The 26,758-nt window shown below is 65.2% G+C and carries 27 protein-coding genes; 11 read left to right on the top strand and 16 right to left on the bottom strand.

Annotation, left to right across the window (positions count from 1 at the left end; genetic code table 11):
- The first annotated feature begins 8 nt into the window (after window positions 1-8).
- The 3 genes from ACT89O_RS11425 to dgoD are packed head-to-tail and all read left to right on the top strand — an operon-like array spanning window position 9 to window position 2,924.
- Window positions 9-1,061 (top strand): 2-dehydro-3-deoxygalactonokinase, encoded by a 1,053-nt coding sequence (locus ACT89O_RS11425; protein WP_487262694.1) that lies wholly within the window; start codon window positions 9-11, stop codon window positions 1,059-1,061.
- Window positions 1,058-1,717 (top strand): 2-dehydro-3-deoxy-6-phosphogalactonate aldolase, encoded by a 660-nt coding sequence (locus tag ACT89O_RS11420; RefSeq protein WP_116749616.1) that lies wholly within the window; start codon window positions 1,058-1,060, stop codon window positions 1,715-1,717. The genes ACT89O_RS11425 and ACT89O_RS11420 overlap by 4 nt, the downstream gene beginning before the upstream one ends.
- 58 nt (window positions 1,718-1,775) lie before the next feature.
- Complete coding sequence (dgoD, locus tag ACT89O_RS11415) at window positions 1,776-2,924, top strand: galactonate dehydratase (protein WP_487262693.1); 1,149 nt, start codon at window positions 1,776-1,778, stop codon at window positions 2,922-2,924.
- Window positions 2,925-3,133: 209 nt separating this feature from the next.
- Here dgoD and ACT89O_RS11410 read toward each other — a convergent pair whose 3' ends face one another.
- Both ACT89O_RS11410 and ACT89O_RS11405 read right to left on the bottom strand, forming a co-directional pair.
- Window positions 3,134-3,325, bottom strand: a complete 192-nt coding sequence (locus tag ACT89O_RS11410; RefSeq protein ID WP_110958933.1) for a hypothetical protein — start codon at window positions 3,323-3,325, stop codon at window positions 3,134-3,136.
- Window positions 3,326-3,331: 6 nt separating this feature from the next.
- Window positions 3,332-4,075: a sulfite exporter TauE/SafE family protein gene (locus ACT89O_RS11405; RefSeq protein ID WP_487262692.1), complete on the bottom strand. Its 744-nt coding sequence runs from the start codon at window positions 4,073-4,075 to the stop codon at window positions 3,332-3,334.
- Window positions 4,076-4,158: 83 nt separating this feature from the next.
- Here ACT89O_RS11405 and ACT89O_RS11400 point away from each other — a divergent pair, with 83 nt between their 5' ends.
- The 5 genes from ACT89O_RS11400 (at window position 4,159) to ACT89O_RS11380 (ending at window position 10,068) form a co-directional block, all read left to right on the top strand.
- The gene (locus tag ACT89O_RS11400) at window positions 4,159-5,091 is read left to right on the top strand and encodes a LysR family transcriptional regulator (RefSeq protein WP_436130076.1); all 933 of its coding nucleotides are present in this window, start codon (window positions 4,159-4,161) and stop codon (window positions 5,089-5,091) included.
- Between the two features lie 401 nt (window positions 5,092-5,492).
- Window positions 5,493-6,395 (top strand): hypothetical protein, encoded by a 903-nt coding sequence (locus ACT89O_RS11395; RefSeq protein WP_487262691.1) that lies wholly within the window; start codon window positions 5,493-5,495, stop codon window positions 6,393-6,395.
- Entirely contained in the window at window positions 6,392-8,695 is a 2,304-nt protein-coding gene (locus ACT89O_RS11390; RefSeq protein ID WP_487262690.1) for an ATP-dependent DNA helicase, read from the top strand. Before ACT89O_RS11395 ends, ACT89O_RS11390 begins: the two co-directional genes overlap by 4 nt.
- 36 nt (window positions 8,696-8,731) lie before the next feature.
- Window positions 8,732-9,409, top strand: a complete 678-nt coding sequence (locus ACT89O_RS11385; protein WP_487262689.1) for a YkgJ family cysteine cluster protein — start codon at window positions 8,732-8,734, stop codon at window positions 9,407-9,409.
- A gap of 134 nt (window positions 9,410-9,543) precedes the next feature.
- A complete protein-coding gene (locus ACT89O_RS11380) occupies window positions 9,544-10,068 on the top strand; it encodes a hypothetical protein (protein WP_487262688.1) in 525 nt (174 codons plus the stop codon).
- A gap of 105 nt (window positions 10,069-10,173) precedes the next feature.
- On the opposite strand, the gene ACT89O_RS11375 is transcribed toward ACT89O_RS11380, so the two are convergent.
- From ACT89O_RS11375 to ACT89O_RS11365, 3 genes are all read right to left on the bottom strand, one after another.
- Complete coding sequence (locus tag ACT89O_RS11375; protein ID WP_487262687.1) at window positions 10,174-10,509, bottom strand: hypothetical protein; 336 nt, start codon at window positions 10,507-10,509, stop codon at window positions 10,174-10,176.
- A 69-nt stretch (window positions 10,510-10,578) separates the two neighbouring features.
- Complete coding sequence (locus ACT89O_RS11370; RefSeq protein WP_487262686.1) at window positions 10,579-10,788, bottom strand: hypothetical protein; 210 nt, start codon at window positions 10,786-10,788, stop codon at window positions 10,579-10,581.
- Window positions 10,789-10,847: 59 nt separating this feature from the next.
- Window positions 10,848-11,438: a hypothetical protein gene (locus tag ACT89O_RS11365; protein WP_147433746.1), complete on the bottom strand. Its 591-nt coding sequence runs from the start codon at window positions 11,436-11,438 to the stop codon at window positions 10,848-10,850.
- 318 nt (window positions 11,439-11,756) lie between these two features.
- On the opposite strand from ACT89O_RS11365, the gene ACT89O_RS11360 reads away from it, so the two are divergent.
- Window positions 11,757-13,367, top strand: coding sequence for a methyl-accepting chemotaxis protein (locus ACT89O_RS11360; RefSeq protein ID WP_487262685.1), 1,611 nt, complete (start codon window positions 11,757-11,759; stop codon window positions 13,365-13,367).
- 108 nt (window positions 13,368-13,475) lie between these two features.
- On the opposite strand, the gene ACT89O_RS11355 is transcribed toward ACT89O_RS11360, so the two are convergent.
- On the bottom strand, window positions 13,476-14,087 hold the full coding sequence (locus ACT89O_RS11355) for a DJ-1/PfpI family protein (RefSeq protein WP_487262684.1): 612 nt from the start codon (window positions 14,085-14,087) through the stop codon (window positions 13,476-13,478).
- 130 nt (window positions 14,088-14,217) lie between these two features.
- On the opposite strand from ACT89O_RS11355, the gene ACT89O_RS11350 reads away from it, so the two are divergent.
- Window positions 14,218-15,552: an aminotransferase-like domain-containing protein gene (locus ACT89O_RS11350; RefSeq protein WP_487262683.1), complete on the top strand. Its 1,335-nt coding sequence runs from the start codon at window positions 14,218-14,220 to the stop codon at window positions 15,550-15,552.
- Here the strand turns inward: ACT89O_RS11350 and ACT89O_RS11345 are convergent.
- Both ACT89O_RS11345 and ACT89O_RS11340 read right to left on the bottom strand, forming a co-directional pair.
- Window positions 15,521-16,513 (bottom strand): universal stress protein, encoded by a 993-nt coding sequence (locus tag ACT89O_RS11345; RefSeq protein WP_487262682.1) that lies wholly within the window; start codon window positions 16,511-16,513, stop codon window positions 15,521-15,523. The two genes, ACT89O_RS11350 and ACT89O_RS11345, sit on opposite strands and share 32 nt — an antisense overlap.
- A 136-nt stretch (window positions 16,514-16,649) precedes the next feature.
- Complete coding sequence (locus ACT89O_RS11340; RefSeq protein WP_487262681.1) at window positions 16,650-17,060, bottom strand: GreA/GreB family elongation factor; 411 nt, start codon at window positions 17,058-17,060, stop codon at window positions 16,650-16,652.
- A 729-nt stretch (window positions 17,061-17,789) separates the two neighbouring features.
- On the opposite strand from ACT89O_RS11340, the gene ACT89O_RS11335 reads away from it, so the two are divergent.
- Complete coding sequence (locus ACT89O_RS11335; protein WP_487262680.1) at window positions 17,790-19,076, top strand: ankyrin repeat domain-containing protein; 1,287 nt, start codon at window positions 17,790-17,792, stop codon at window positions 19,074-19,076.
- A 201-nt stretch (window positions 19,077-19,277) separates the two neighbouring features.
- Here ACT89O_RS11335 and ACT89O_RS11330 read toward each other — a convergent pair whose 3' ends face one another.
- The 8 genes from ACT89O_RS11330 to ACT89O_RS11295 all read right to left on the bottom strand — a co-directional run bounded on the left by ACT89O_RS11330 (window position 19,278) and on the right by ACT89O_RS11295 (window position 26,618).
- On the bottom strand, window positions 19,278-19,493 hold the full coding sequence (locus tag ACT89O_RS11330; RefSeq protein ID WP_055393898.1) for a TOBE domain-containing protein: 216 nt from the start codon (window positions 19,491-19,493) through the stop codon (window positions 19,278-19,280).
- An 88-nt stretch (window positions 19,494-19,581) separates the two neighbouring features.
- On the bottom strand, window positions 19,582-20,391 hold the full coding sequence (locus ACT89O_RS11325; protein ID WP_487262679.1) for an ATP-binding cassette domain-containing protein: 810 nt from the start codon (window positions 20,389-20,391) through the stop codon (window positions 19,582-19,584).
- A 200-nt stretch (window positions 20,392-20,591) separates the two neighbouring features.
- Window positions 20,592-21,455, bottom strand: a complete 864-nt coding sequence (ssuC, locus tag ACT89O_RS11320) for an aliphatic sulfonate ABC transporter permease SsuC (protein WP_487262678.1) — start codon at window positions 21,453-21,455, stop codon at window positions 20,592-20,594.
- A gap of 24 nt (window positions 21,456-21,479) precedes the next feature.
- Window positions 21,480-22,658 carry an FMNH2-dependent alkanesulfonate monooxygenase gene (gene ssuD, locus ACT89O_RS11315; protein ID WP_487262677.1) on the bottom strand — a complete coding sequence of 393 codons (1,179 nt, stop codon included), beginning with the start codon at window positions 22,656-22,658 and terminating at the stop codon, window positions 21,480-21,482.
- A gap of 43 nt (window positions 22,659-22,701) precedes the next feature.
- Window positions 22,702-23,721, bottom strand: coding sequence for a sulfonate ABC transporter substrate-binding protein (locus ACT89O_RS11310; RefSeq protein ID WP_487262676.1), 1,020 nt, complete (start codon window positions 23,719-23,721; stop codon window positions 22,702-22,704).
- 26 nt (window positions 23,722-23,747) lie between these two features.
- Window positions 23,748-24,716: a sulfonate ABC transporter substrate-binding protein gene (locus ACT89O_RS11305; protein ID WP_487262675.1), complete on the bottom strand. Its 969-nt coding sequence runs from the start codon at window positions 24,714-24,716 to the stop codon at window positions 23,748-23,750.
- 175 nt (window positions 24,717-24,891) lie between these two features.
- On the bottom strand, window positions 24,892-25,482 hold the full coding sequence (gene ssuE, locus ACT89O_RS11300) for an NADPH-dependent FMN reductase (RefSeq protein ID WP_121419843.1): 591 nt from the start codon (window positions 25,480-25,482) through the stop codon (window positions 24,892-24,894).
- A gap of 113 nt (window positions 25,483-25,595) precedes the next feature.
- The gene (locus tag ACT89O_RS11295; RefSeq protein WP_487262674.1) at window positions 25,596-26,618 is read right to left on the bottom strand and encodes a sulfate ABC transporter substrate-binding protein; all 1,023 of its coding nucleotides are present in this window, start codon (window positions 26,616-26,618) and stop codon (window positions 25,596-25,598) included.
- Window positions 26,619-26,758 lie beyond the last annotated feature (140 nt).

Raw genomic sequence — 26,758 nt, 5'->3', positions numbered from 1 at the left:
GGACTCCCATGGTGCCTGCACGTTATCTGGTGCCTGCCGAGGCGGGCCTGATTGCCCTGGACTGGGGCACCAGCGCATTGCGCGCCTTCCGCATGGGCGCGCATGGCGAGGTGCTGGAAACGCGGCACCGCCCCTGGGGCATCATGAACCTGCCCCCCGCCACCGCGAGCGTGACAGACGGCGAGCCCGGCGCCGCGTTTGAACGCGCACTGCAAGACACCTGCGGCGACTGGCTGGCCGCCACACCCGGCCTGCCTCTGCTGGCCTGCGGCATGGTAGGCAGCGCCCAGGGCTGGCGCGAGGCCAAGTACCTACCGACGCCCACCTCGCTCGATGCACTGGCGCGGGGCCTGACGCTGGTGGAGCGGCGCGACGGCCCGCCGCTGCACATCGTGCCGGGTCTGTTGCAGCAGGGCGCACTGCCCAACGTGATGCGCGGCGAAGAAACCCAGGTGCTGGGCGTGCTGGCAGGCCTTGCACTGCCTGCGGATGCGCCCATGCTCATCGGCCTGCCCGGCACGCACAGCAAATGGGTGCTGGCACGGCAAGGCCACATCGAGCAGTTCCACACCTTCATGACCGGCGAGGTGTTTGCCGCGCTGCGCGGCCATACCATTCTGGGTAAGACGATGCAGGCTGCAGCGGCCCACGACGACGATGCCTTTGCGCGCGGGCTGGAGGTGGCGCGGGGCAGCGATGCCGCGCTGGGACTGCTCTCGCACATCTTCAGCACCCGCACGCTGGGGCTGACCGGCGCGCTGGCGCCTACCGCGCAAGCGGACTACCTCTCGGGCCTGCTGATCGGGCACGAGGTGGCGAGCCTGAGCCGCGCACAGGATCAAACCCCAACAACACCACCAACGCTGGTGCTGTGCGGCGAGCCCGACCTGTGCCGCCGCTACGCCGTCGCGCTGCAGACCTACGGCTTTGCCGCCCCCACCATCGCCACGCAAGCCACGGCCACCGGGCTGTGGCAGATCGCGCTGGCGGCAGGGCTGGTCGTTGCGCCAGCACCCGCCTCCTCCTCACACCCCTTCACCTCCGGGAGCCTGGCTGCATGAACCCCATCGACAAAGCCCTGTTCCACATCCTGCAGCGCTGCGGGCTCATCGCCATCCTGCGCGGCGTGCAGCCGCATGAGGTGGTGGCCATCGGCCACGCGCTGTACGACGCAGGGTTTCGCATCATCGAAGTGCCGCTCAACTCGCCCGAGCCGCTGGCCAGCATCCGAGCACTGCGCGATGCACTGCCTGCCGACTGCCTCGTGGGCGCAGGCACCGTGCTCTCCATCGATGCCGTGGCCGATGTGGCGGCAGCCGGCGGGCAGATCATCGTCATGCCCCACAGCGACCCCGATGTGATCCGGGCCGCCCGCGCTGCCGGCATGGCCTGCGCGCCGGGCGTGGCCACGCTGACCGAGGCCTATGCCGCGCTGGCAGCGGGCGCCAACATGCTCAAGCTGTTCCCGGCCGAGGCGCTGCCGCCCCATGTGCTCAAGGCCTGGCGCGCCGTCATCACGCCGCCCATGGCACTGGTGCCCGTGGGCGGCATCGTGCCCGAGAGCATTGCCCCCTATGCGGCAGCAGGGGCCAGCGGCTTTGGCCTGGGATCGGCCCTGTACCGGCCCGGTGACCAGGCCCCCGAGGTGGCGCACAAGGCTGCAGCGTTTGCGCGGGCGTGGCAGGCGTCCTTTGGCACCGCGCCCGCCACGGCCTGAACCGCCCCCTACTCGTTCCAGACAACCCAGCATTTCTGAACCGACTGCCCAGCCCCCCATGAAGATCACCCGACTCACCACATTCATCGTCCCGCCACGCTGGTGCTTCCTCAAAATCGAAACCGACGAAGGCATCACCGGCTGGGGCGAGCCCGTGCTGGAAGGCCGCGCGCACACCGTGGCGGCTGCGGTCGATGAACTGGCCGACTACCTCGTTGGCAAAGACCCACGCCACATCGAAGACCACTGGACGGTGCTGTACCGGGGCGGCTTCTACCGGGGCGGCGGCGTGCACATGAGCGCGCTGGCCGGCATCGACCAGGCGCTGTGGGACATCAAGGGCAAGGCACTGGGCGTACCCGTGTCCGAGCTGCTGGGCGGCAATGTGCGCAGCCACATCAAGGTCTACAGCTGGATCGGCGGCGACCGCCCCAGCGAAACAGCCGCCGCCGCCCAGGCCGCCGTGGCACGCGGCTTTACCGCCGTGAAGATGAACGGCACCGAAGAAATGCAGTACGTGGACAGCTACGACAAGGTGGAGCGCTGCCTGCAAAACGTTGCCGCCGTGCGCGAGGCCGTGGGGCCGAACGTGGGGATTGGCGTGGACTTCCACGGCCGCGTGCACCGGCCCATGGCCAAGGTGCTGGTCAAGGAGCTGGAGCCCTACAAGCTCATGTTCATCGAAGAGCCTGTGCTGAGCGAACACGAAGAGGCGCTGAAGGAGATCGCCCGCATCTCATCCACCCCCATCGCCCTGGGCGAGCGCCTGTACTCGCGCTGGGACTTCAAGCGCGTGCTGCAAGGGGGCTATGCGGACATCATCCAGCCCGACCCCTCGCATGCAGGCGGCATCACCGAAACCCGCAAGATCGCCAGCATGGCCGAGGCCTACGACGTGGCCCTGGCCCTGCACTGCCCGCTGGGCCCGATTGCACTGGCGGCCAACCTGCAGCTGGATGCGGTTTGCTACAACGCCTTCATCCAGGAACAAAGCCTGGGCATCCACTACAACCAGGCCAACGACCTGATGGACTATGTGTCCAACCCTGGGGTGTTTGCGTACCAGGACGGGATGGTCGCCATCCCCACCGGGCCGGGGCTAGGGATTGAGGTGAACGAAGACTATGTGCGCGAGCGGGCGCAGGAGGGGCACCGGTGGAGGAACCCGGTGTGGCGGCATCGGGATGGGAGTTTTGCGGAGTGGTGAGGGGGTTGGGCGCCTTGTTATTGATGCGGCGCGGTTTACTCCAGAGTATCGATGGCGCCGTACCTCCGCTTGCCCAGGGCTTCGGCAGCCTCGGCTCGGACGGGGCTCATGAATGGATTGCGCCAGATTAATAGGCCAGGAGCAGTCGCGCGGTTTCATCTTTCGAACGCTTGCTGGTACGTGGATGACTCATTCCAGCTCAGAGAAAGTCAGAGCGGCTTGGGCAAATCACAGGCTGCAAAAAGCGCCACACGAGCTTCATCAAGCACCTCGACAAGCTCATCTGCAACAAACTGTCTGCTTCCGATTTCAAGCAAACCTTCGCCTTGCAACACGTGTGCCAGCCGGTAAGCCCGCTCTAACAAGGCAGCAGCCTCAAGCAACTCCTTTTGTCCGCTCATGCTGTGTCAGTGTGCCTGGATCAGATTGGCTGCACCCAGTCCGAGGAACACCATAAAAAGCGCCTTCTGGAAGACGGGACCGACAAGGCGGCTACGTAGCAGCTCACCAAGCTTGAGCCCGCTCAATGCGCCGATCAATGCTCCACCGACTGCAATAGCAACAGACGACGAGATCAACCCCAAAGGGGCGGACATCTGCACTTTCACGGCGAGCGACAGAGTGGCCGCGGTGAATGAAAGGCCCAGCGCTTGCACCATCTCGTCCTTGCCCAGCCGCAGCGTCTGCAAGTAGGGAACCCAGGGCAATACGAAGACGGCCGTGAGTGCCGTCACGAACCCAGTGGCCGCGCCTGTCGGCAGGCTGAGCCATTTGCTGGTGAGTGAAAGATCGGGCAGCTCAGGTCGCCACAAGCCCCAGATGCCATAGGCCATGAGAATCCCGCCCAGCCAGCCCTTGGTCGTTTGTGCGGAAACGGTGTCCCCCAGACCGGGCGCGCTCAGAGTCACGATCGCGATTGCCAGCCAACCGGGCCACAGCCGGGATACCAGTGAGCGCAGGTGAGGGCCACGGCATTGCGCCATATTGGTTGCCAGCGAGGGTATGACCAACAGTGCGGCGGCTTGCACAGGGGGCATCCACAGCCCGAGCAAGCTCACAGCCACTGTAGGCAGCCCCATGCCGGTGACGCCCTTCACACCACCGGCCAGAACGAAAACAACGACCACCATCAAGAGCTGCAATATGTCCATGCCCTATGGTGTATGCATGGCTCAAGTGCTGTCCATCGGATAGCAGTGAACAGATCCTTCGCGTATTCCGTAGGATGGCGGTCATGAGTACCCCTAAGCGCCGCACCACGGATTACCGCGTTGATCCGTTTGACCTTCACCTCTTTGCCGCCGTGATGGAGCATGGAACCATCACTGCCGCTGCTTCGTCCGTGAATCTGTCGTTGGCTGCGGCCAGCGCTCGCCTCAAGGGTCTTGAAGACGCGACCGGTTCGCGGTTGTTGGAGCGGTCCAAGTCGGGCGCAATACCCACCGATGCGGGACGCGCTCTGCTGCGCCATGCCAACCGCGTGCTGGCTGAGCTCGAATCGCTGCATGTAGAGATGGCGAGCTTTGGTCATGGATTGCGCGGGACCGTTCGGCTGCTGTGCAACACAGCCGCCATGTCCGAGAGCCTTCCGCGCACGATCGGCCAATTCTTGGTGAAGACCCCTGATCTTGATGTGGACGTGCAAGAGCTTTCGAGCGAGGCGGTCGTAGAGGCATTGCGCCGTGGCACCGCCGACCTGGGCATCGTCGCCGATTACGTGGACTCCTCTGGGCTGCTTGTGCAGCCATGGGTCGATGACCGTCTGGTGGCACTCTTGCCAAAGCGCTGGTCTTTGGGCCGCCGCCGTTCCGTGGCGTATGGCGAATTGCTAGTGCATCCCTTTGTGGGTTTGGCCCGGGAGAGTGGACTCAGCCGCTTTCTGGCAGCCCAGGCCAGTCGCAGTGGCCGGGTCCCGCGCCATCGGGTGCGTCTGGGCGGATTTGACGCTGTCGCGCAATTGGTAGCCGAAGGCGTGGGAGTGGCGGTGATGTCCGAAAGCGCGGCTGCGCGCTTTGCCAAGTCAGGCACCCAGATCCTAGGACTATCTGATGCTTGGTCTCGGAGAAAGCTGCTCGTTTGCATGACCCCGGCAGGCAGCGAACTGCCCAGCGTGAGCGCACTGGCCAATGCGCTGCTGACAGCGCGACCGCAGGCCGGGAGCCGGTGAGCAGAGGACGTTGGCAGGGTATGGGATAAGGATTGCTGTTGCCCTGTAGCCTGCTATCAGCGTCAGAAAACTGACCGGCTGCAAACCCTGCGCTGCAGCCTCTCGCAACCGCTTCCAATTTTCCTGCGGCATAGACGGCCACACGACAACAACTTCCGGTTGTTAGCCCAATGGCGGGCAGGAGCGCCCTCATTCAGGCCCCTGGGGACTCATTGCTTCAACCTCGGAATGTCACCGTGGGGACGCTCACATTTTTATAGCTGCTAGCGCCCACCCATATTGCGCCCGGTGCCGATCACACCCCCAACTCCTCTGCAACCCTGTTCTACCCTTGTCCAAAAATCAGTCCCTGCCAGACACTGTGATTAAAATCAGTGTCACGCCAGCCCACCCACCCCGCCATGACGGTGCTGCCCTCCCCCACTTCGGACTCCCCGCCCTCCACCCCCATCACCCGCTTTCACCGCGCGCGCCTGATGCAGATCTGGCGCTCGGCAGGCTGGCCGTGCAAGGATGGGCTGGAGATTGACCTGCTGGCTGCGGGCCTCATCAGTCTGCACATTGCGGCCGATGGTTGCGAGACCCTGCGCCTCACCGACGAAGGCATCCGCACCCTGGCACAGGCCCGCCAGCGTGGCGTGCGGGCGCTGAGCCTGCACGACCGGCTGGGGCAGAAGTTTGCGGCGCAGTTGCTGGCTTCGGGGCGCATCGTGTGGACCGAACTGTCACTGCGCGCGGTGATCGACACCGTGCCGATGGGGGATGTGGTGCCGCCTGCGGCCACAGCCGATGCACCCACCAACACCGAGCCCGCCATGGCACCGCTGTGGGCCGAGGCTGACCACGCCCCCGCTGCCCGCGCTGCCGCCAATGTGTGGCGCATGGCCCGGCCCGATCTGTTCTCGGTGCGCAATACCTCGGTGCCCGCCTACCTGCAGCCCATGGTGCACGAGGTGAAGGCGAGCCGGGCCGACCTGCTGTCGGACCTGCGGCACGATGCCAAGCGGCAGGCCTATCAGTGGTTGTGCGAGGAGTGCTACTACGTCTTCCCGGCAGGCATAGCCGAGCCCGACGAGATCCCTGAGCACTTCGGCATCTGGGTGCTACATGGCAGTGTGGAGGACGGGCGCTTTGAGCTGCTGCGCCCCGCGCGGCACAACCGCTGCACCCTGCCCTTTTCTGTGTGGATGGCGCTGTGCAAGGCCACGCCGCTGCGCAGCGATGAAGATATGGCTCAGACCCATTTGGGCGAGCCTGCTCCGCCCGCCACTGACACCCCGACCACCCCGACCACCCCGCCATGACCTATACCGTGGCGGTGCGCGAGCTGTGCGAGTTCACCGCCAAGCAAGGCGACCTGGACCTGCGCTTTACGCCCGCACCCACCGCGCTGGAGGGCATGGCGGGCCATGCGGTGGCAGCGTCGCGCCGGGGTGCAGGCTACCGCGCCGAGGTGGCACTGAGCGGCAGTTACCAAAGCCTGCGCGTGCGCGGCCGGGCCGATGGCTACGACCCCGCGCAGCAGCGCATCGACGAGGTCAAGACCTTCAAAGGGCGGCTGGACCGCCAGCCCGCATCGCACCGCCACCTGCACTGGGCGCAGGCCAAGGTGTATGGCTGGCTGCTGTGCGAGCAGGAGCAGTTGGCACACATCGACGTGGCGCTGGTGTATCTGGACGTGGACACGCAGCAGGAGACGGTGTTCACCGAGCGTTGTAGCGCCGACGACTTGCGCCAGCACTTCGAGGCCCAGTGCCAGCGCTTCATTGCCTGGGCCGAACAGCAGGTGGCCCACCGTGCCGCACGCGACGCGGCACTGACCACCTTGGCATTTCCGTTTGGCGACTTTCGCACCGGCCAGCGCCCGCTGGCCGAGGCCGTTTACAAGGCGGCAGTGGCGGGCCGCTGCCTGCTGGCCCAGGCGCCCACGGGCATTGGCAAGACCATGGGCACGCTGTTCCCACTGCTCAAGGCTGCGCCTGCGCAGCGCATCGACAAGGTGTTCTTTCTGGCCGCCAAAACCTCGGGGCGGCAGATGGCGCTGGATGCGCTGGCGCGCCTGGCCGACAGCGCACCGGCGCTGCCCCTGCGTGTGCTAGAGCTGGTGGCGCGCGACAAGGCGTGCGAACACCCAGACAAGGCCTGCCACGGCGAATCCTGCCCGCTGGCCCGGGGCTTTTACGACCGGCTGCCTGCTGCCCGCGCTGCCGCCGTGGCCCCCGCCAGCGCATGCAACCCCGCGCCTGTCCTGCTACAAGCCCGTGTGCGCGACGTGGCTCTGCAGCACGATGTCTGCCCCTACTACCTGAGCCAGGAGCTGGCCCGCTGGGCCGATGTGGTGGTGGGCGACTACAACTACTACTTTGACCAGGGCGGCCTACTGCACGGCCTGGCCCAGGCCAACCAGTGGCGCACGGCGCTGCTGGTGGACGAGGCGCACAACCTGGTGGAACGCGGCCGCAAGATGTTCACGGCCGAGCTGCACCCCGCCGCCTTGGCCCAGGCCCGCAGCAGCCCCACCGCCGCGCAGCATGCGCCGGTGAAAAAGGCGCTGGACAAGGTGCGCCGCGCCTGGGTGGCGTTGGGCAAGGCGCACCCGGCCCCATACACGGTGCTCGAAACCTTCCCCGACAAGCTGCTGGCCGCGCTGCAGCAGTGCACCACCACGCTCACCGAACACTTCACCGACCACCCCACGGAGCCAGACGGCGCGCTGCAGACCTTCTACTTCGACGCCCTGCACCTGCAGCGCATGGCCGACCTGCTCGATGCGCATTCGATGGTGGACATCACCCAGGCTTCTGCCGCCCACCACCAGCAGTCCTCCAAACCCGGCGATTCCGTGGTTTGCATCCGCAACGTGGTGCCCGCGCCCTTTCTGCAACCCCGCCTTGCTGCGGCACACACCAGCACCTTGTTCTCGGCCACGCTGCAGCCCGCGCGCTACTACGCCGACCTGCTGGGCCTACCTGAGGACCATGTGTGGGTGGATGTGGAATCGCCCTTTGCTGCGCACCAACTGCAAGTGCAGGTGGCGCGCCACATTTCCACGCGCTACCCGCACCGGGCTGCGTCGCTGGCGCCCATTGCGGCGCTGATGGCGCAGCAGTTTCGCGCGCGGCCCGGCAACTACCTGGCGTTTTTCAGCAGCTATGACTACCTGCAGCAGGCCGCTGCACTGTTTGCGCAGCAACACCCCGATGTACCGCACTGGTGCCAGTCGCGCCGCATGCTCGAAGGCGAGCAGCGCGATTTTCTGGCCCGCTTTACCACCACCAGCCAGGGCATTGCCTTTGCCGTGCTGGGCGGCGCGTTTGCCGAGGGCATCGACCTGCCGGGCCAGCGGCTGATCGGCGCCTTCGTCGCCACGCTGGGCCTGCCGCAGGTCAACCCCGTCAACGAGCAGATCCGCGAGCGCATGCAAACCTTGTTTGGTGCGGGCTATGACTACACCTACCTCTACCCCGGCCTGCAAAAGGTGGTGCAGGCCGCTGGCCGCGTGATCCGCACGCCCAGCGACGAAGGCGTGGTGCACCTGATGGACGAGCGCTTTGCACGGGCCCAGGTGCGCAGCCTGCTGCCCGCGTGGTGGCAAACGCGCTAAGGTGCGGGGCACAGCCACCTTCCCCCCCAACCGCCCATGCTGACCGACGACGAGCGCTCCGCCTTCCTGCAATCCATCGCCCGCGTGCGGCAGCGGGCAGCGCAGGCGCTGCGGCAGGCCCAGGGCGCAGATGGTGCGGATGGCGCCGTGGCCTTCATCGCGCAGCTGCACCGGGGGCTGGACACCGTGGCCGAGCAGGCCCGCGCCACCGGCCCCCAGCCCGCCTGCCAGGCCGGTTGCGCCCACTGCTGCCACCTGCGGGTAGAAGCCACTGAGCCCGAGGTCTTCCACATCGCCCAGCACCTGCGCGCCCAGCCCCCGGCGGCGCTGGCCGATGCCACCAACGCCCTGCAGCGGCATGTGTCCAGCGCAGCGCTCAACCCCACCAACCCCGCACGCCAGGCCTGCAGCTTTCTCGTGGATGACCGCTGCAGCATCTACCCCGTGCGCCCCGCCGCCTGCCGCAAGGCGCACTCGTTGTCAGCCCAACACTGCGCAGAACAATCCGCCACCATCCCGCAAAACCTGCGCCTGCTGGTCGATGCCGAAGCCCTGATGGCAGGCACCGCCCTGGCCTACCGCGACCAGCCCCTGCCCGCCAGCGCCCACGAGCTGAACGCCGCCGTGCTGGCCGCCCTGAACGACCCCACCGCCCAGGCGCGCTGGTACCAGGGCGATGCAGCCGCCTTGATGCCGAAGGACGCGCAGAATTGATTGGCGAATTGACTTCCATCAAGCCCCACCTTGCGCAGCGGCACACAATGCCCCACCGCCGATAGAGGAGGCTGGGAGCTTTCCCCCTTCACATCGCGTGCCCTCCACACCACCGCCTCCTCGCCTTGATGACCATGCCATCGCCCCTGCGCTCTGCACTCCTCCTAATGGCCGCTACGCTGACCCTGCCCCTGCTGGGGTGCAAAAAGCCCGAAGCCAGCGGCCCCGCGCAGACAGGTTTTGACGCGCTGGCAGCAGCGTGCACCCAGGCCCTTGCTGCGCGCGAGCCCCATGTGCGCCCCGGGGGCAGCGGCGAATGGATCAAGACCGGATACAGCCCCGCCCTGGTACAGCCCGAGGTCACCCGCACCGAATCAGCCGTGACCCCCTACGTGGGCAAGATCGTCATCAAAGACAACGAGGCCCAGGCCACCGCCACCACCGAAGCCACCGCCCAGGCCATCACCCTAACCCCGGCGCACCTGCTCTCCAACCGCACCCACACCTTCGTTTACAGTTTTGATGGCAAACAATGGCGCTGGCAGAACGGCCAGCGGCTGACCAAGATACCGGGGCAAAACGACCGGCTGGAAGCACTGACGCTGCCAGATGTGAATGCGGCGGGGCCGAAGGGGTTTGCGGGGTGTTTGCCGCGTTGAAGGGCGGCGTTATCAGCTACCACGTTGATAGCTGCCTGCGAAGTGCCATCATGCGCAAGAAGATGTTTTGAGCATTGCCGCCTTGATCCTTTTTCGCACCGCATTCTAGGCTGCCTTCTTCGTGTCCGCCCACGGTTCCGCAAACTCCGAGGCCGATTGGATGCACTGAACCGGATCCTGATCGCCCACACCACGCAGCGCCAGCAGCACCTTGGCCCGGTGGACCTCAGATTTCGCCTGCGGGTACAAAGCCAGCAAGAAACGCTGAAAACGCTCTGCCTGCTCGTCACTGACAGGTGTGGCGTGTTTGAACGAGAACAACGCGTTCACGCTGGACACGACGTCAAACGCCACGTCTTTGGAAAGCGTCGGCCCCAGCGCTCGCTCGCACAGTTCAAGGACAAACGCGGTCGATTCGACGGTTTTAACTTCCTCTACCAAGCCAAGAACAAACGGAATGTTCTGGTTGTCCTCGGCAAGCTCTCGCAGGCCCGCATAACCCCGGGATGCCTAGCAGACAGCCACCTCGGCCCACTTGGCAAATGGGACTGTGCGGGTAGCGCCACCGGACAGTGCCGCTGTTGATGCCCATCCGTTTGCGAGCGCGAGCGCCTTCAGCTCCGCCTCTAGGCAAGGCAGCTTCTCCACAGCGGCGCGCAGCAGGTCCTCGACTTCCAGAGAACCGTTGCGAGATTTCTTTCGGAGCGTCTGGATATTCATGTGCGAAGAAGATGCGCAGCCCGGCAAATTCAAAAATGCAGAGGACTAGTGTCCTGTCATCACTTCAAGAACAGCTTGGACGCCTCTTGCTTAAAGCGCGGGTGGGGCAAGAAAAGCACTTGCATCACCTTCAAGGCCTCATCCCCCATCGGAATCTGGTAGCACGTATCGTCCACATAAAAGCGAAACGCCCCGTGGATGGCCAAGCTCGCCCGGCGCAGCAACTGAACGCCGTTGTCGGCGTGGTCGAGGTTGCCAGTCACTAGGCCCACACGGCCGTCCGGAAAGTTTTTGAGTACTCCGATGCCATCCACGGCGGTAACCTGGTCGCCATTTGCCTTGTGAAAGCCCCCTTCAAACGAGAAAGGAATGAAGCCAGGCACTTCCTGCGTCTTGGAGATTGCGGCAGAGGCATCGTGCAAGATGATTTGCGTCGATTCGCGCACCGGGCTGCGCAGGAGGGAGAAATAGGGTTTCTGGCTTTTCTCGTCGGTGTATTGCAGCCAGGCCGCGCCGCCACCCAGGCCCCACTTCCACGCATGCGTGGAGGCAGGTTGGAGGCAGCCCGCAAAGCTCGCGGAAGGGGCCAGCAGCGAGAAAAACGCACCCCAAAGCACAAACCCGCGCGCCGAAACAACGCGTGATCGCACACAACGCAAAACTTCACTCGCCGCCCAACGCGTCATAACACCGCCCTCTCCGCAAATGATGGACCGCATGCGCGGTCAGCCTGTCAAAGCGGCGAGTATGCCGTCCCCGCCTGGACCCAATGTTCTCGGTGAAGCAATACGCGCAACGCAGCCCTCAGGCGCACCGCAGGGATGCCGAAACGGCAATCGCACGCGTCCAAAAAACACACCCCGATTTACCCTGAAATCAACCGTTTTCGGCGCTGTTTCAAGCCAAACGGGGGTGCCTCGCACGGTATTCTGAATATTCAGTGACACAAACGGCAAGAGGGACCGTGCATGAGAAATTTCAAGATATTCACGAGACTGCTGGTGCTGGTGGGCGTGCTCTCTGCCCTGCTCGTAGCGCTGGGGGCCATCGGCCTGTTTGGCATCGCCAGGTCCAACGCGGCGATGGAGTCGATGTACCAGAACCGCATGCAGGCCCAGCGGGCGGTGGCCGACTTTCGCTACCTGACCACCCGCAATCGGCAGTTGGTATCCAACGCGCTGCTGTCGCCAGCACCGGAGAAAGTGGCCAAGGCCATTGAAGAGGCAGAGGCCAACATCGGCAAGAGCGACCAGGCCTGGGAGGCTTTGCTGGCCACCGCCATGAGCCCCGAGCGGCAGAAGTACATCCAGGCCATTGGCGAGCAGCGCCAGAAGATCATGAAAGAGGGGCTGGCCCCCGCGCTGGCAGCGCTGAAGGACGCCGACGTGGCCACGGCGCGGGTGTTGGTGGTGCGCAAGTTCGACGACCTGTACGACCCCATAGGCAGCGACATGGACGCGCTGCTGGCCCTGACCCAAAAGGAAGCCCGGGGCGAGTACGACGCTGCCGTGCAGCGCTTTGGCACCATCCGCGCCATCGTCATCGGCGCCATCATGGTGGGCGTGCTGTTTGCCGCACTCTTTGGCCTGGCCCTGGTGCGTGGCATCACCCGGCCGCTGCAGCGGGCCGGACAAGTGGCGGATGCGGTGGCCCATGGCGACTTGAGCCAGCCCATCGACACCAGCGGCAAGGACGAGGTGGCAGCCGTGATGCAGGCCCTGGCGGCTATGCAGGCCAGCCTGTCCAACGTGGTGGCAAGTGTGCGCCAGACCTCCGACAGCGTGGCCAACGCCAGCACCGAGATCGCCCAGGGCAATCTGGACCTGAGCAGCCGCACCGAACACCAGGCCAGCGCGCTACAGGAAACCGCCGCCTCCACCGAGCAACTGAGCAGCACGGTGCGACAAAACGCAGACCATGCCCTCCAGGCCAACCGGCTGGCCTTGAGCGCCAGCACGGTGGCGGCCGAAGGCGGTGCCATGGTGGCCGAGGTGGTGCAGACCATGAAGGGCATCCACGAAAGCTCCCAGAAAATCGCCGACATCATTGGCGTGATCGACGGCATTGCCTTTCAGACGAATATCCTGGCTCTGAACGCGGCCGTGGAAGCCGCACGGGCCGGCGAGCAAGGCCGGGGCTTTGCCGTGGTGGCCAGCGAGGTGCGCAGCCTGGCCGGCCGTTCGGCCGACGCGGCCAAGGAAATCAAGCTCCTGATCTCCACCAGCGTGGAGCGTGTGGCACGTGGCACCGCACAGGTGGACAAAGCCGGTGCCACCATGACCGAAGTGGTCAACGCCATCCGCAGCGTCACCGGCATCGTGGGCGAGATCACCGCCGCCAGCAGCGAACAAAGCACCGGCGTCACCCAGATCGGCGAAGCAGTCAGCCAGATCGACCAGGCCACCCAGCAAAACGCAGCGCTGGTCGAAGAAATGGCCGCCGCCGCCAACAACATGCGCACCCAGGCACAGGATCTGGTGAACGCCGTGGCGGTATTCACGCTGCCGGGCCATGGCGGTGGCGGTGGCGGTGGCAGGATGCGCGGCCGCGTCCCGGCCTTGGCCCTGAGTGTGGCGTAAAGACTGCGCCTACCCAGCGCCTCTAGCCGCCACCCAGCGTCAGCGCCACCGAGGGGCTTGCAGCACGCTGCAGGCCTGAGCTATGCCTTTTGCAGGTGCGCGCGCGGATCAGCAGCTCGTTGTGGCACCCTGGTTTTCGATATGTCCGAGGGCGCGGGCGACATATTCCTCCTTCTCGCCCACCGGGGCAAAGTAGTGGATGACCTCGCGGGCCGCCTCGGGCCCTGCCAGCCTCGCGATCAACCAGGCGGCCAGGTACTGCGCCGACAGGCACCCGCCCGCCGTGGCCACGTTTCCCTTGGCAAAGAAAGGCTGGTTCAGCACGGTGACACCAGCCTCTTGCACCCAGGGTTTCGTGGTCAGGTCGGTGCAGGCCGGCACGCCGTCAAGCAGCCCCAACTTGGCCAGGATCAAAGCCCCCGAACACTGAGCGCCCAGCAACTGGCGCGCCGGATCGAAGTCGAGCTCCGCCATCAGGGCGGCGTCCTGCACCACCTCACGCGTCTTCACGCCGCTCCCCACCAGCACGGCATCGGCTGACCGCGCATAGGGCAGCAGCGACTGGGCCTGCACCGTCACGCCGTTCATGGAACGCACCTGGTCTGTAGGGCAGCACAGCGACACCTCCCACCCCGGTTTCTTCACCCGGTTGAGCAGGCCCAGGGCAATCAGGGAATCGAGTTCATTGAAACCGTCGAAGGTCAGGATGGCGATGCGCATGGCGGTGGGGTCCTGTTCAGTAGAGGAAAGGAGTGAATGAAGCAAGAAATGGCCAAGCGCATCCTATCGACGGCATCCAATACAATCAAAAAATTGTCATAGATACGTTTCAACGCAGGGACACAACGCCATGGGCCAGGTTCGGTACAAGCAAGTGGTGGACGCACTGGCGTCGGACATCCGCGCGGGGCAGCTGCGGCCGGGCACACGCCTGCCCACCCACCGCGCGCTGGCCCAGCGGCATGGCCTGGCGCTGGCCACGGCCAGCCGCGTGTATGCCGAGCTGGAGGCCATCGGCCTGGTGGTGGGCGAAACCGGGCGCGGCACCTTTGTGCGCGACCCCGCCTCCCCGCGCGGTGCCGACGCCGACCTCACCACGCCCGCGCCCAGCGCCACAGACTTGTCGTTCAACAACCCCAGCGTGCCGGGCCAGGCAGACCTGCTGCGGGATGCCCTGCGCAAGCTGGCCGCCTCCGGCGACCTGGAATCGCTGCTGCACTACCACCCCTACGGCGGCCGGCCGCACGAACGCGCCATCGTGGCCGGGCACCTGAAGACGCGCCAGCTGCAAGTGGCGGGCGAGCAGGTGCTCATCGTCAACGGCGCGCAGCACGGCATGGCCGTGGCGGCCATGGGCCTGCTCAACCCCGGCGACGTGGTGGCGGTAGACGCCCTCACTTACCCCGGCTTTCGCGTGCTGGCAGAACGCCTGCGGCTGGACCTGGCCCCGGTACCCATGGGCCCCGCTGGCACCGACCTGGACGCCTTACAGCGCCTGTGCGACACCCGGCCCGTGCGCGCCATCTACACCATGCCCACCCTGCACAACCCGCTGGGCTGCGTGATGGGCGCCCGCGCCCGCAAGCGCCTGGTGGGCATGGCGCGCGCACACGACCTGCTGGTGATCGAGGACGCACCCTATGCCTACCTCGCGCCCGAGGCGCCGCCCCCCATCGCGGCGCTGGCACCCGAGCGCACGGTGTACCTCTCCAGCCTGTCCAAGAACGTGGCCACGGGCTTGCGGTTTGGCTTTGTGGCCACATCGCGCGAACTGATCGGCCCCATCGAGCGCGCCGTGCGTGCCACCGCCTGGAACACCGCCGGGGTCGTCACTGCCATCGCCTGCGGCTGGATCGAAGACGGCACCGTGGCCCGGCTGGAGGCCGACAAACGCGCAGACACCGCGCAGCGCCAGGCCATTGCCACCCGGGCGCTGGCGGGGCTGCGGCTGGTGCGGCACCCGCACTCGTACTTCGTCTGGCTGCCGCTGGGCGACGACCAGCGGGCCGACCGCATCGCCGCCGCCCTGGCAGAACGCGGGGTGTCCGTGTCGACCGCCGAAGGGTTTGCCACCACCACCCATGTGCCCCACGCGCTGCGCATCGCGCTGGGGTCGGTGGCGCTTGAAGACCTGGCCCGGTCGCTGGCCGTGGTCAAGGATGTGGTGGTGCAGGACTGTTCGTGAACAGGCGCAAGGAGTCCGGTAGCGCGGCCGGGTTGGGATAACTCGGCAAACGCGGCGAACCCGCCTTGACGCGGCGCACCGGCAGATCGGTGGCCAGGCGCTGTACCGCCGAGCCACGTGACGCCGGTTGAAAGTCGTTCGGCACCACCAGCACATCCGCGAGCGCATCGCGCACGACGCGTTGCGCCACGCTCTCGAACAGCAGGTCAGAGAGCCTGGACGCCGGGTGCTTGCCCACCACGATGAGGTCCGCTGCCGTGTTCTGCTGCTGCACCACCACCTGCCGGGCTGGATCGCCTCGCCCGATGGAAGACGACAGCCGGTTGCGCCGTGCGTCGTACGAATCGGTCAGTGTGAACATCCGGTCTTGCGCATGGCGGCGGCATTCCTCCCGGTAGATCTGAATGGTGCGTTCAGACACTTCGGCATACCGCAGCTTGCCCTCGTTGGCGGTGCTGATCGCATGGAACAGCTCAACCCGCGCGGTGGGATGCAGCGCAAAAGCCAGCTCGACCAGACGGTGCGACACCCGCGAGAAGTCCACCGCCACCATCAAAGTTTGGTAAGGCTGGTCGGCAGGATTGCGCACCACGATCACAGGGCGCTGACAGGCACGCAGCATCTGGATGGCGGGATGCGCGGTGAACCAGGCGCGCAGGCCACGCAACGGCGCCGTGCCCCACACCACCAGGTCGGCGCCCGCCGCCTCGCGCACCACATCCGCAGCGGTGAAGTCGATGCGCGTTGCCGCGTGAACGTGGATGCCGTGGCGCTGCCGAAGTTGCAGCGCATGGTGCGACAGGCGCACGCCCGCGTCCGGCGGGGGTGCCTCAGCGGGTGGGGCCAGATAGACGAGCCTCAGAGTTGCACGGTGCTCAGCGCACAGCAGCGCAGCGCGCGCGATGGCATGGCCTCCCTGCAGAGAGAAATCAGTGATGGCGAGGATGGAGCGAGGGGTCATGGTTGAACGTCCTTCTGTTTTGCACAGCGCGCACCTATCCCGAAGCGCCAATGCGAGATGGCGCCGGGCTGGCGGCGGTGATGCTGGTGAGCGCGGCCCCTGGCGGGCCGCAGACGGGTTGCTGCGGGGCTGACGACTACGTGACGTAGTCGCCCGTGGCCTCAGGCTGGAACTGAATGCCTTCGACAACGGCCGCGCACTCTTCGCCATGCGGCGTGTGCCACGTGGCAACATCCTCCACCTTCAGGCCCAGCAGGCTGATGCCCACGGGCGACAGCACCGAAATGAAACCCGCAGCCGGTTCTGCGTCTTGCGGGTAGCAAATGGTGAGCACCTGGCGCCGGCGGGTGTGCACGTCCACCAGTTCCACGCGGGAATACATGGTGACCACGTTGGCCGACACGGCGCGCGAGTTGGTGATGTCTGCATTGGCAAGCAGATCGTCAAGAACAGCGGGGAGCTGGTGGCCCACCAGCTTGCTCAGGCGTGAATAGTCCAGGTCGGTGAGCGTGCGCTCGCCGTGAACGACAACAACAGCTTCATGCATGAAAGCGCTCCATCAAATGCGGCTGTCGCCCCGTGGAACAAGACGGCCGCTACCGCGCGAGGCTGGTGCCCGGCGGTGGATGGTTGCGCTGAAAGAGGATGGGGAGAGAGGGTGCCGCCGGGCTTATGAATGTGCTGGCGTCAGCTGACGACGCGCATTCTTCTTTACCGCCACTCGCGCGACAGCCGCTGCGTGGAGCAGCGCAGCCAAGGCGGCAAAAGTGCAAAAAAGGAGAGTCGTCATGGGCTGAAGTGTAGGCCGCCTGGACTGGCTTGAGGCCAATGGCCCCAGGGTTCTTGCCAGATAGCGAGGGCGGGAAACTCATTTTTTGATAGCTACTGGCGCTTATTTACAAAGCGCTAAACACGAAGAACTCCCTCGAATCTGCGGCGCTCTCTAAGCAGCGCGAAATGCGGAGAGTCCTGTTCAGCAAACCGGTTCCTACAGAGATTGACGAAGCCACTTCGCGGCCCCCAACGCCCGTCCCGCCGAGGGAAGATCTGCTCCCTCAGGCATCAGTTTCTGACCAACGTCGAATTGCTCTTCGTGCAGGTTCTGGCGCCGAGGGACGGCCCACTGGACAACTTGTCCAGCAAGATCCGGCAAGCTCTACCTATCATTGGCCATGGTGTGACAGCTGCCCAAAGGGCTATGACAAGGCCAACAGGCTTTGGCGGTTTCCGCTTTCGCTTCTGACAATGACGATATCAAGGGAGATCAGCAATGGGGATGAATACTACTGTCACGGCGACTACCGTACGGATCAATGAGGGAAGCCAGGCTGCGGCGCTGAAAGGCTTGCAGAACGGGTGTGCCTCGCACCCGGCGGTATCGGGCTATATCGTGGATGAGCAGGAGTTTATGCAGACCACCTGTCTCGCACGGGCGCTCGAACTGCTGCACATGGAATGCGAAGTGGACGGACGCGATCTTGTGCGCATCGGGTTCGCGGGCGGCAAGAACGACATGTCTCACCATATCTGGCCCCTCATCGAAGAATTTGTGGAACAAGGCTCGGCGGTTTCCACGCTGTTTGAAACCGGTGAGGTGGAAACCGTGCGATTCGCCGAACAAGACGATGGCATGTGCGCTGAAGACGCTCACAGTGACGTGAGCGAGGAGGCGGATGAGTTTCTGGGGGAAATGGCGCACCGCAAGATCACCGACACCGAACTCGATGTCATAACGGGCAGCGAGGGGGGCATTAATTTTGTTGACCACAACCGCAGTACCCCGTTGCTTGTGGCTTGCGAGAACTACCGCTGGGCGGTGCAAGGCCTTGCCGACGCGGAGGTAGAGGACGATGAAGAGGTCATTGAGGAAGCCGCAGAGCGGCTCGGCATCCATGCGCACAACCTTGAGATCGTCTTGCGACGCAACCCGGACCTGACCGCTCGCGATAAGAATGGCTGTGACGCCCTTGGTTTCGCTGCCCAGTCCAGGAATGTTGAATTCGTCGACCGTCTTTTGTTGCACGGTGCCCAAGTCAATGCCAGCACCCTAGTCAATGCGGTGGAAGGCCTTTCACCGGCTGTTTTCAACAGAATCGCCAAGAACAATGCGCACTTGGCGGGCAAGGATTTGTTGGTCCATGCGTGTGCCGCCGCGAGCTATGAACCCGAGAAGCTGGCCATGGTCCGCCACCTCGTGGAAGGTTTTTATTGCGACGTGAATTCTCGGACGGCTGGGCCCATCTGGGTAATGGAAGGGCGCGTGGGCCGCCATGGGACGCCCTTGATGGCCGCAGCGCTCACGGACGACATAGCTGCGGTGGAGTACCTTCTCAGTGCGGGCGCCGATGTGCATGCCCTCGATTGCTACAACAATACCGCCCTGCACTACTGCAGTGGGCAGACGTGGGTGGGGGGAAATGGGATGCAATGCTGGTTCCCGCGTGATGAGAACTCGCGGGTGATCGAAATGCTGCTTGAGCATGGTGCAGACGCCCTGGCCCGGAACGCCGCAGGCCGGACCCCGGCTGATCTGGCCCAAGGCCAGAGGGAGCAAGCTGCGTGAGTTGTTCGGGCCATATTGGGGACCAAGGTCTTGCCTTTTCCTCTGGTCTCTTCTCAGCCTTCCGCCAAGCCTCCCACTCGATTCGTGCATAAATTGCAGCGTCAAGACAGGCTAGCACGCTGCTTAATTTGATAGCTACCAGCGCTTATCCACAAAGCGCTGGAGCCCTATTTCACTTAAATTTTCCGCGCCTCGGTTGCCTCACAGCTTCGCAATCGACACCTCCGTGGACTTGACCAGCGCGACCACGTCGGAACCGACGATGAGGCCCAGGTCGTCCACCGAGCGGGTGGTGATGACCGAGGTGACGACGCCCCATGGCGTCTCGACATCGACCTCGGAGACGACGTCGCCGCGGATGATTTCGCGGACCTTGCCCTTGAACTGGTTGCGGACGTTGATGGCTTGAATGGACATGGGGTTCTCCTTGAATAGTCCGTTGAAAAAAGAGGTAAGTGAAAGAAAAACAAGCAAACGAAAAGAGAGAGAGAGAGAGAGAGAGAAATCAGACCGCCCAGCGCAAGCCATGCGCAGGCACGCCGGGCCAGGAAACCTCGTGCGCAGGCTCCCCATCGGGCTTTTGCAGCACACGGTCGAGGATGCGTTTTTCGATGGCGGCAAACGCGGCGTCGCCATGTGAACGCGGACGCGGCAGGTCGATGCGCTGGTCCAGCGCGATCTGGCCGTCCTCGATCAGGATCACGCGGTCGGCCAGGGCCACGGCCTCTTGCACGTCGTGGGTGACCAGCAGCGCGGTGAAGCCGCTGCTGCGCCACAGGCCTTCGATGAGGCGGTGCATCTCGATGCGGGTCAACGCATCCAGCGCGCCCAGCGGTTCGTCGAGCAGCAAGAGGCGCGGGTTGTGCACCAGGGCACGGGCCAGGGCCACGCGCTGGCGCTGGCCGCCGGACAGGCGCGCGGGCCATTCGCCCAGCCGGTCGCCCAGGCCGACGCGGGCCAGTACGTCGGCCGCCGCGCCGCGCCGCTCGGGCGGCAGGCCCAGGGCCACGTTGTCGGCCACGCGCTTCCAGGGCAAGAGGCGCGAGTCCTGAAACATGATGCGGGTGTCGCTGCTCAGGCCCGTGATGTCCTTGCCATCCAGGCGGATAGCACCGCCGGAGATAGATTCGAGCCCCGCCACCAGGCGCAGCAGCGTGCTCTTGCCGCAGCCGCTGCGGCCCACAATGGCGACGAACTGGCCGGGTTCGATGACCAGCTCGGTCTTCTTGAGCACGTCGCGCGTGCCGTAGCGTTTGTCCACGCCGCGCACTTCCAGGCGCACGCCCTGGGGTTGTAAAGATAAATTAGTGATCAAAATTGCCTCCTGCGCTTATCTATCAAGCGCCAGCAGCTATAAAAATGAGAGTAATTGGGCGCGGTGGCTGCACTGGGCGCGACCCAATGCGAGGGACGCCGCGCAAGGGCCGCCCCGCCGCGCTGGCGTCGTCCCCCTTCTCTCGAATCGCATAGCGATTCGAGAGAAGGGGGAAGCCGCGTAGCGGCTCAGGGGGATGCTCATGCCTGATACCCGGGATGCCACCTCAGCCAGTAGCGCTCCAACCCCTTGGCGAAGACGTCGGCCAGCTTGCCCAGCAGCGCATACAGCAGGATGCCCACGAGCACAATGTCGGTCTGCAGGAACTCGCGTGCATTCATCGTGAGGTAGCCGATGCCCGCCTGCGCCGAGATGGTCTCGGCCACGATCAGGATCACCCACATCAAACCGAGCGAGAACCGCAGCCCCACCAGGATGCTGGAGAGCGCCCCGGGCAGGATGATCTGCTTGTAGAGCTGCCAGCGGTTAAGGCCATAGGTGCGCCCCATCTCGATCAGCCCCGGGTCCACATTGCGGATGCCGTGGAAGGTGTTGAGGTAGATCGGGAAGAAAACCGACACGCTGATGAGAAACAGCTTGGCCGATTCGTCGATGCCGAACCACAGGATCACCAACGGGATCAGCGCCAGCGCAGGGATGTTGCGCACCATCTGGATGGTGGAGTCGAGCAGCGTCTCGAGCAGCTTGATGGAGCCGGTGAGCAGGCCCAGCAGCAACCCCAGGCCGCCGCCAATGGCCAGCCCGGTCAAGGCCCTGCCGGCGCTGACCCGCACATGGGTCCAGAGTTCGCCCGATACGGTCAGGGCCCAGGCGGCCTTGACGACCTCCAGCGGTGCAGGCAGTACGCGGGTGGACAGCCAGCCTTGCGACGAGGCGATCTGCCACAGCACGATGAGCCCCACGGGCACGGCCCAGGGCAGCAGGCGCTGCGCGATCTGTTGGAAAAAGCGCACCACAGGTGCGGGCAGCAAAGGCCCTTCTATGGGCAGGTCCACGGTGTCGGCCACCGGGGATACCTGCAGTTCTCTTGCGGTGTGTGTCATGGAGAGTTCCGGTTCGGGGACAAGTCAGCTTTGCGACGCGCGCGGCACAAAGTCATTGGCCACGGTTTCGCCAAACGGGCCCAGCGGGTTGCCAAACAAGGGATTGCCGCTGGCCAGCTGGTTGCGCAGCGGCAGGGGCAGCAGCGGGAACACCAGCTCGGCAAAGCGGTAGGCCTCGTCCAGGTGCGGGTAGCCCGACAGCACGAAGGTGTCGAGCCCCAGCGCGGCGTATTCCTCGATGCGTGCAGCCACCGTTTGCGGGTCGCCCACCAGGGCCGTGCCCGCGCCACCACGCACCAGTCCCACGCCCGCCCACAGATTGGGGCTGATTTCCAGGTCCTTGCGGCTGCGCTTGGCACCACCAGCGTGCAAGGCGGCCATGCGGCGCTGGCCTTCGGAGTCCATGCGCGCAAACACGGCCTGGGCGCGCACCACGGTGTCGTCATCCACATGGCTGATGAGTTCCTCGGCTGCGGCCCAGGCCTGCTCATCGGTCTCGCGCACGATGACGTGCAGGCGGATGCCGAAGTTGACGGTGCGGCCATGTTTGGCGGCGCGCGCGCGCACGTCTGCCACTTTTTTGGCGACTTCAGCCGGTGGCTCGCCCCATGTCAGATAGGTTTCCACCTGCTCGGCCGCCAGGTCGTGTGCGGCGGGCGACGAGCCGCCAAAGTACACGGGCGGGTGGGGCTGCTGCAGCGGCGGAAAGAGCAGCTTGGCCCCTTTCACCGAGAGGTGCTGGCCTTCAAAGTCCAGGCTCTCGCCCCGGTGGCTGCGCGCCAGAATCTCGCGCCAGATGCGGATGAACTCGGCCGACTGTTCGTAGCGCGTGGCGTGGTCCAGGAACACGCCGTCGCCCTCCAGCTCGGCCTGGTCGCCGCCTGTGACCAGGTTGATGAGCAGGCGCCCGCCCGAAAGCCGGTCGAACGTGGCCGCCATGCGCGCAGCCAGCGCGGGCTGGTGCAGGCCGGGGCGCACGGCCACCAAAAACTTGAGGTTGCGCGTGACGGGCAGCAGGCTGGACGCCACCACCCACGGGTCTTCGCACGAGCGGCCGGTGGGGATGAGCACGCCTTCGTAGCCCAGGCTGTCGGCCGCCACCGCGACCTGCTTGAGGTAGTCGTGGTTGAGCTGGCGTGCGCCTTTGGCGGTGCCCAGGTAGCGGCTGTCGCCGTGGGTGGGAATGAACCAGAAAATTTTCATGAATGCCTCGGGGTAGATATGGGTTGGATGCGGTGGATGTGACTCAGGGCTTGGAGGTGGCAGCGGCCAGTTGCGCAACCGCAGGTCGCCACACGATGTCGGCCACGTTCACAGGCTTGGGAATCAGGCCGAGCTTGAAAAACGCATCGGCCACACGCTGCTGGTCAGCCACGGTGGCGGTGCTGAGCAGGCCCACGGGTGACGACGGACGGCGCTGGATGAACAGGCTCACCACGCCAGCGTCCAGGCCGCTGAAGTCGGCAATGAGCTTGATCGCGTCCTTGCGCGCCTCTTGCGCCAGGCGGTCGGCGCGGCTGAGTTCTTCAAACAGCACGCGCAGTACCTGGGGATGGGCCTGCACGAAGGGGCGGGCCGCCAGGTAGAAGGAGTTGTTGCTGCTGGCCAGGTCGCGCCCCGTGGCCAGCACGCGGGGCTGGATGGCCAGCTCGGTGGCAGCGTAGAAGGGGTCCCAGATGGCCCATGCGTCCACGCTCTTGCGCTCGAACGCGGCGCGCGCGTCGGCCGGAGCCAGGTACACGGGCTGGATGTCGGCCCACTGCAGCCCTGCCTTTTCGACTGCGCGCACCAGCAGGTAGTGGGCGCTGCTGCCCTTTTGCACGGCAATGCGGCGGCCCTTGAGGTCGGCCAGCTTGCGCAGGGGCGAATCGTTGAGTACCAGCAGCGCGGAGCTGTCGGGCTTGGGTGGCTCGGCGCCCACGTAGAGCAGGTCTTTGCCAGCGGCCTGGGCAAACACGGGGGGCGAGTCGCCGGTCAGGCCGAATTCGAGGCTGCCAACCGACAGCGCCTCCAGCAGCTGCGGCCCAGCCGGGAACTCCAGCCAGCTGATTCGCGTGCCCGGAAAGCGCTTTTCCAGCACGCCCTGCTGCTTCAGGATGACGAGGTTGACGGCCGACTTCTGATAACCAATGCGCAGTTGCTCAGGCCCTTGCACGGCTGCGCTTTGCGCGTGGGCATAGCGGCTGGCCAGCGCCCAGCTGAAAGCGGTAACGCCCAGCAGCTGCAGTGCGCGGCGGCGCTCGGAGTTGATGGCGAGGTGGGTCATGGCGATGTGTCCTTTCATGGCCCGATTCACAGCAGATCAACCGGCGCGGCATGCAGCAGGTTGAGCTTTTTGGGGATGAGCTTGAGGTCGAAGAAGGTGTCGGCAATCGCCTGCTGCTCGGCCAGGATCTCGCGCGTGACGGGTGCGGTGCCGAAGCGGGCGCGGCTCAGGTACAGGTCGGTGATGGACTTGTCCAGACCCAGCACGGCCGACAGCTCGGCCGCCGCGGCCTCCTTGTTTTTAGACGCCCAGGTGTCGATGGCGTCGACCTCTTCGATGGCGATGCGCAGCACGTCGGCGTTCCTGGTGGCGAAGTCGCGCGAGGTGAAGTAGTAGGCGCGGTTGTTGACCACGCCCGTGGCATCGACCAGCAGACGCGCATCGAGCTGCTTTTGCGCGGCGGCGAGGAAGGGGTCCCAGATGATCCAGGCATCGATCGCGCCGCGTTCAAACGCGGCCCGCGCGTCGGCCGGGGCCAGGAAGATGGATTGCACGTCGCCGTACTTCAGACCGTTCTTCTCCAGCAGCTTGACCAGGAAGTACTGCACGTTGGAGCCCTTGTTGTAGGCCACGCGCTTGCCTTTGAGGTCGGCCACGCTGCGGATGGGCGAACCGCTGGGAACGATGACCGCCTCCAGTGCGGGGCGCGGCACGGTGGCACCGGCATAGACCAGCGGGGCGCCTGCCGCCTGGGCAAAGATGGGCGGGGCTTCGCCCACGTCGCCGAAGTCGATGGAGCCGACATTGAGGGCTTCGAGCTGCACGGGGCCCGCGTTGAACTCGGTCCAGGTCACCTTCACACCCAGCGGGGCCAGGCGCTTTTCGAGCGTGCCACGGCCCTTGAGGATGGAGAGCCAGCCCTTTTGGTGGCCCACGCGCAGCACGCGGCCAGCGTTTTGCGACCAGGCCTGGGGCGTTGCGACCGTTGCCGTAGTGGCAGCAACCGCGGCCAGCAGTTGGCGGCGTTGCAGGGAGAAGCGGTTCAGTTCGTTCATGGTGCGGATTCCAGATTCAAAGCAGTTGTGGGATGGGCGACCGGGCTGGGTTGGCAGCAGGCGGCACACCGCCCTGCCCGCGCACCCGGCGCAGCAACAAAATCAAAATAAAGAGGACGAAGGGGGAGAAAGGCTGGCGCTGGCACCACGGCAGGGCCGCAGCGCCACGCCGTTGTCAGACGCTACATCGCACCTGCGAGAACGGCACCGGCGCAAACCGGGTGGCCTGGGCGGGCGACGGGCGCAGGGTTTCGGTCACCAGCACGTTCACCGCATCGTCCAGCCGGGCGGCAATGTCGGCCTGCACGTGGTAGCTGCCCTCGGGCGTGAGGGTGACCTGGGCATCGGTGGCGTAAATGCCAGGCAGGATGCTTTTGGCGCCCAGCGACTGCAGCACGGGCCGCAGCGCGTAGTCGAGCGCCAGCATGTGGTGCGGGCTGCCGCCCGTGGCCAGGGGCAGCACGACCTTGCCCTTGAGGGCCGTTTGCGGCAGCAGGTCCAGAAACACCTTGAGCACGCCGCTGTAGGCCGCCTTGTAGACCGGGGTGGCCACCACCAGCACGCTGGCATCGGCCACCTGGTCGATGGCATGCACCACCGTGGGGTGGCCAAAGTCGGCCAGCAGCAGCGCCTGGGGCGAGAGGTCGCGGATGTGGATGCGGTCCACCAGCGCACCACGCACTGAGAGGCGCTGGGCCACGGCATCCAGCAAGGCGGCGGAGCGGGAACGCTCGGAGGGGCTACCAGCGATGAGAAGAGCGGACATAAGAGAGGATTCCAGAGGGCGTGGTCAGACCAGCGCCACCCTGGATCCGGCTTCGCCGGTCCAGCGGTGGCGCCCCTTGAGGGGAGGCGGCTGAAGGCCGCTTCGGGGTGAGCCTATTTTTTGGTGTAGATCTGGTCAAAGCTCGCGTTGTCCGCAAAGTGCTCTTTGGCCGCCTTGTCCCAGCCACCGAACGCGTCGTTGATGGTGAACAGGTTCAGCTTGGGGAACTGCTTGGCGTACTTGGCCTTGGCTTTGTCAGAGACAGCGGGGCGGTAGAAGTGCTTGCCCGCAATGTCCTGGCCTTCTTCGGTGTAGAGGTACTGCAGATAGGCCTCGGCCACGGCACGGGTGCCCTTTTTGTCCACGTTCTTGTCCACCACCGACACGGCGGGTTCGGCCAGGATGGAGATCGACGGCGCGATCACGTCGAACTTGGTGCCGAACTCTTTTTCGAGCAGGTAGGCCTCGTTCTCCCACGCAATCAGCACGTCGCCCTGGTTGCGCTGCGCAAAGGTGATGGTGGAGCCGCGCGCGCCGGTGTCCAGCACAGGCACGTTGCCATACAGCTTGGCCACGAAGTCCTTGGCCTTGGCGTCGCCGCCGTACTTGCGCTTGGCGAATTCCCACGCGGCCAGGTAGTTCCAGCGCGCGCCGCCCGAGGTCTTGGGGTTGGGCGTGATCACCTTCACGTCGGCGCGCACCAGGTCGTCCCAGTCCTTGATGCCCTTGGGGTTGCCCTGGCGCACCACCAGCACGATGGTCGAGGTGTAGGGCGAGCTGTTGTGTGGCAGGCGCTTTTGCCAGTCCTTGGGAATCCAGCCGCCGTTGGTGTGCAGCGCATCGGTGTCGCCCGCCAGGGCCAGCGTGGCCACGTCGGCGTCCAGCCCGTCGATGATGGAGCGTGCCTGCTTGCCCGAGCCGCCGTGGCTTTGCTTGATGGTCACGTCCTGGCCGGTCTTGGCCTTCCAGTGCTTGGCAAACGCCTGGTTGAACTCCACGTACAGCTCGCGAGTCGGGTCGTACGACACATTGAGCAGCGTCACAGACTGTGCAAACGACGGCAATGCCGTCAGGGCCAAACTGCCCACCAGGGCGGCGGCGAAGGGAAACTTGATAAAGTCGCGGCGAGAGTTCATGGGAGGGCCTCTTTTGTGAATGTGTTGCGGTGCAAATCACCGATGGAACGCATTCTGGAAGGCCCTCTTCAAAACTGGAACTACTGAGATTTCAGTTCTTAATATCCAAATCATCTGAGCAAAGCCTTTTTCGCTCGCCC

This window comes from Acidovorax sp. NN32 (genome assembly GCF_057597245.1).
Note: the sequence above shows the minus strand (reverse complement) of the source record. Positions and strands in the feature narration are given on the sequence as shown.

What these genes read in the sequence shown, in the direction of transcription:
- ACT89O_RS11425 (WP_487262694.1), top strand. Translation starts at nt 9, where the DNA reads ATGGTGCCTGCACGTTATCTGGTGCCTGCCGAGGCGGGCCTGATTGCC.
- ACT89O_RS11420 (WP_116749616.1), top strand. Translation starts at nt 1,058, where the DNA reads ATGAACCCCATCGACAAAGCCCTGTTCCACATCCTGCAGCGCTGCGGG.
- dgoD (WP_487262693.1), top strand. Translation starts at nt 1,776, where the DNA reads ATGAAGATCACCCGACTCACCACATTCATCGTCCCGCCACGCTGGTGC.
- ACT89O_RS11410 (WP_110958933.1), bottom strand. Translation starts at nt 3,325, where the DNA reads ATGAGCGGACAAAAGGAGTTGCTTGAGGCTGCTGCCTTGTTAGAGCGG.
- ACT89O_RS11405 (WP_487262692.1), bottom strand. Translation starts at nt 4,075, where the DNA reads ATGGACATATTGCAGCTCTTGATGGTGGTCGTTGTTTTCGTTCTGGCC.
- ACT89O_RS11400 (WP_436130076.1), top strand. Translation starts at nt 4,159, where the DNA reads ATGAGTACCCCTAAGCGCCGCACCACGGATTACCGCGTTGATCCGTTT.
- ACT89O_RS11395 (WP_487262691.1), top strand. Translation starts at nt 5,493, where the DNA reads ATGACGGTGCTGCCCTCCCCCACTTCGGACTCCCCGCCCTCCACCCCC.
- ACT89O_RS11390 (WP_487262690.1), top strand. Translation starts at nt 6,392, where the DNA reads ATGACCTATACCGTGGCGGTGCGCGAGCTGTGCGAGTTCACCGCCAAG.
- ACT89O_RS11385 (WP_487262689.1), top strand. Translation starts at nt 8,732, where the DNA reads ATGCTGACCGACGACGAGCGCTCCGCCTTCCTGCAATCCATCGCCCGC.
- ACT89O_RS11380 (WP_487262688.1), top strand. Translation starts at nt 9,544, where the DNA reads ATGCCATCGCCCCTGCGCTCTGCACTCCTCCTAATGGCCGCTACGCTG.
- ACT89O_RS11370 (WP_487262686.1), bottom strand. Translation starts at nt 10,788, where the DNA reads ATGAATATCCAGACGCTCCGAAAGAAATCTCGCAACGGTTCTCTGGAA.
- ACT89O_RS11360 (WP_487262685.1), top strand. Translation starts at nt 11,757, where the DNA reads ATGAGAAATTTCAAGATATTCACGAGACTGCTGGTGCTGGTGGGCGTG.
- ACT89O_RS11355 (WP_487262684.1), bottom strand. Translation starts at nt 14,087, where the DNA reads ATGCGCATCGCCATCCTGACCTTCGACGGTTTCAATGAACTCGATTCC.
- ACT89O_RS11350 (WP_487262683.1), top strand. Translation starts at nt 14,218, where the DNA reads ATGGGCCAGGTTCGGTACAAGCAAGTGGTGGACGCACTGGCGTCGGAC.
- ACT89O_RS11345 (WP_487262682.1), bottom strand. Translation starts at nt 16,513, where the DNA reads ATGACCCCTCGCTCCATCCTCGCCATCACTGATTTCTCTCTGCAGGGA.
- ACT89O_RS11340 (WP_487262681.1), bottom strand. Translation starts at nt 17,060, where the DNA reads ATGCATGAAGCTGTTGTTGTCGTTCACGGCGAGCGCACGCTCACCGAC.
- ACT89O_RS11335 (WP_487262680.1), top strand. Translation starts at nt 17,790, where the DNA reads ATGAATACTACTGTCACGGCGACTACCGTACGGATCAATGAGGGAAGC.
- ACT89O_RS11330 (WP_055393898.1), bottom strand. Translation starts at nt 19,493, where the DNA reads ATGTCCATTCAAGCCATCAACGTCCGCAACCAGTTCAAGGGCAAGGTC.
- ssuC (WP_487262678.1), bottom strand. Translation starts at nt 21,455, where the DNA reads ATGACACACACCGCAAGAGAACTGCAGGTATCCCCGGTGGCCGACACC.
- ssuD (WP_487262677.1), bottom strand. Translation starts at nt 22,658, where the DNA reads ATGAAAATTTTCTGGTTCATTCCCACCCACGGCGACAGCCGCTACCTG.
- ACT89O_RS11310 (WP_487262676.1), bottom strand. Translation starts at nt 23,721, where the DNA reads ATGACCCACCTCGCCATCAACTCCGAGCGCCGCCGCGCACTGCAGCTG.
- ACT89O_RS11305 (WP_487262675.1), bottom strand. Translation starts at nt 24,716, where the DNA reads ATGAACGAACTGAACCGCTTCTCCCTGCAACGCCGCCAACTGCTGGCC.
- ssuE (WP_121419843.1), bottom strand. Translation starts at nt 25,482, where the DNA reads ATGTCCGCTCTTCTCATCGCTGGTAGCCCCTCCGAGCGTTCCCGCTCC.
- ACT89O_RS11295 (WP_487262674.1), bottom strand. Translation starts at nt 26,618, where the DNA reads ATGAACTCTCGCCGCGACTTTATCAAGTTTCCCTTCGCCGCCGCCCTG.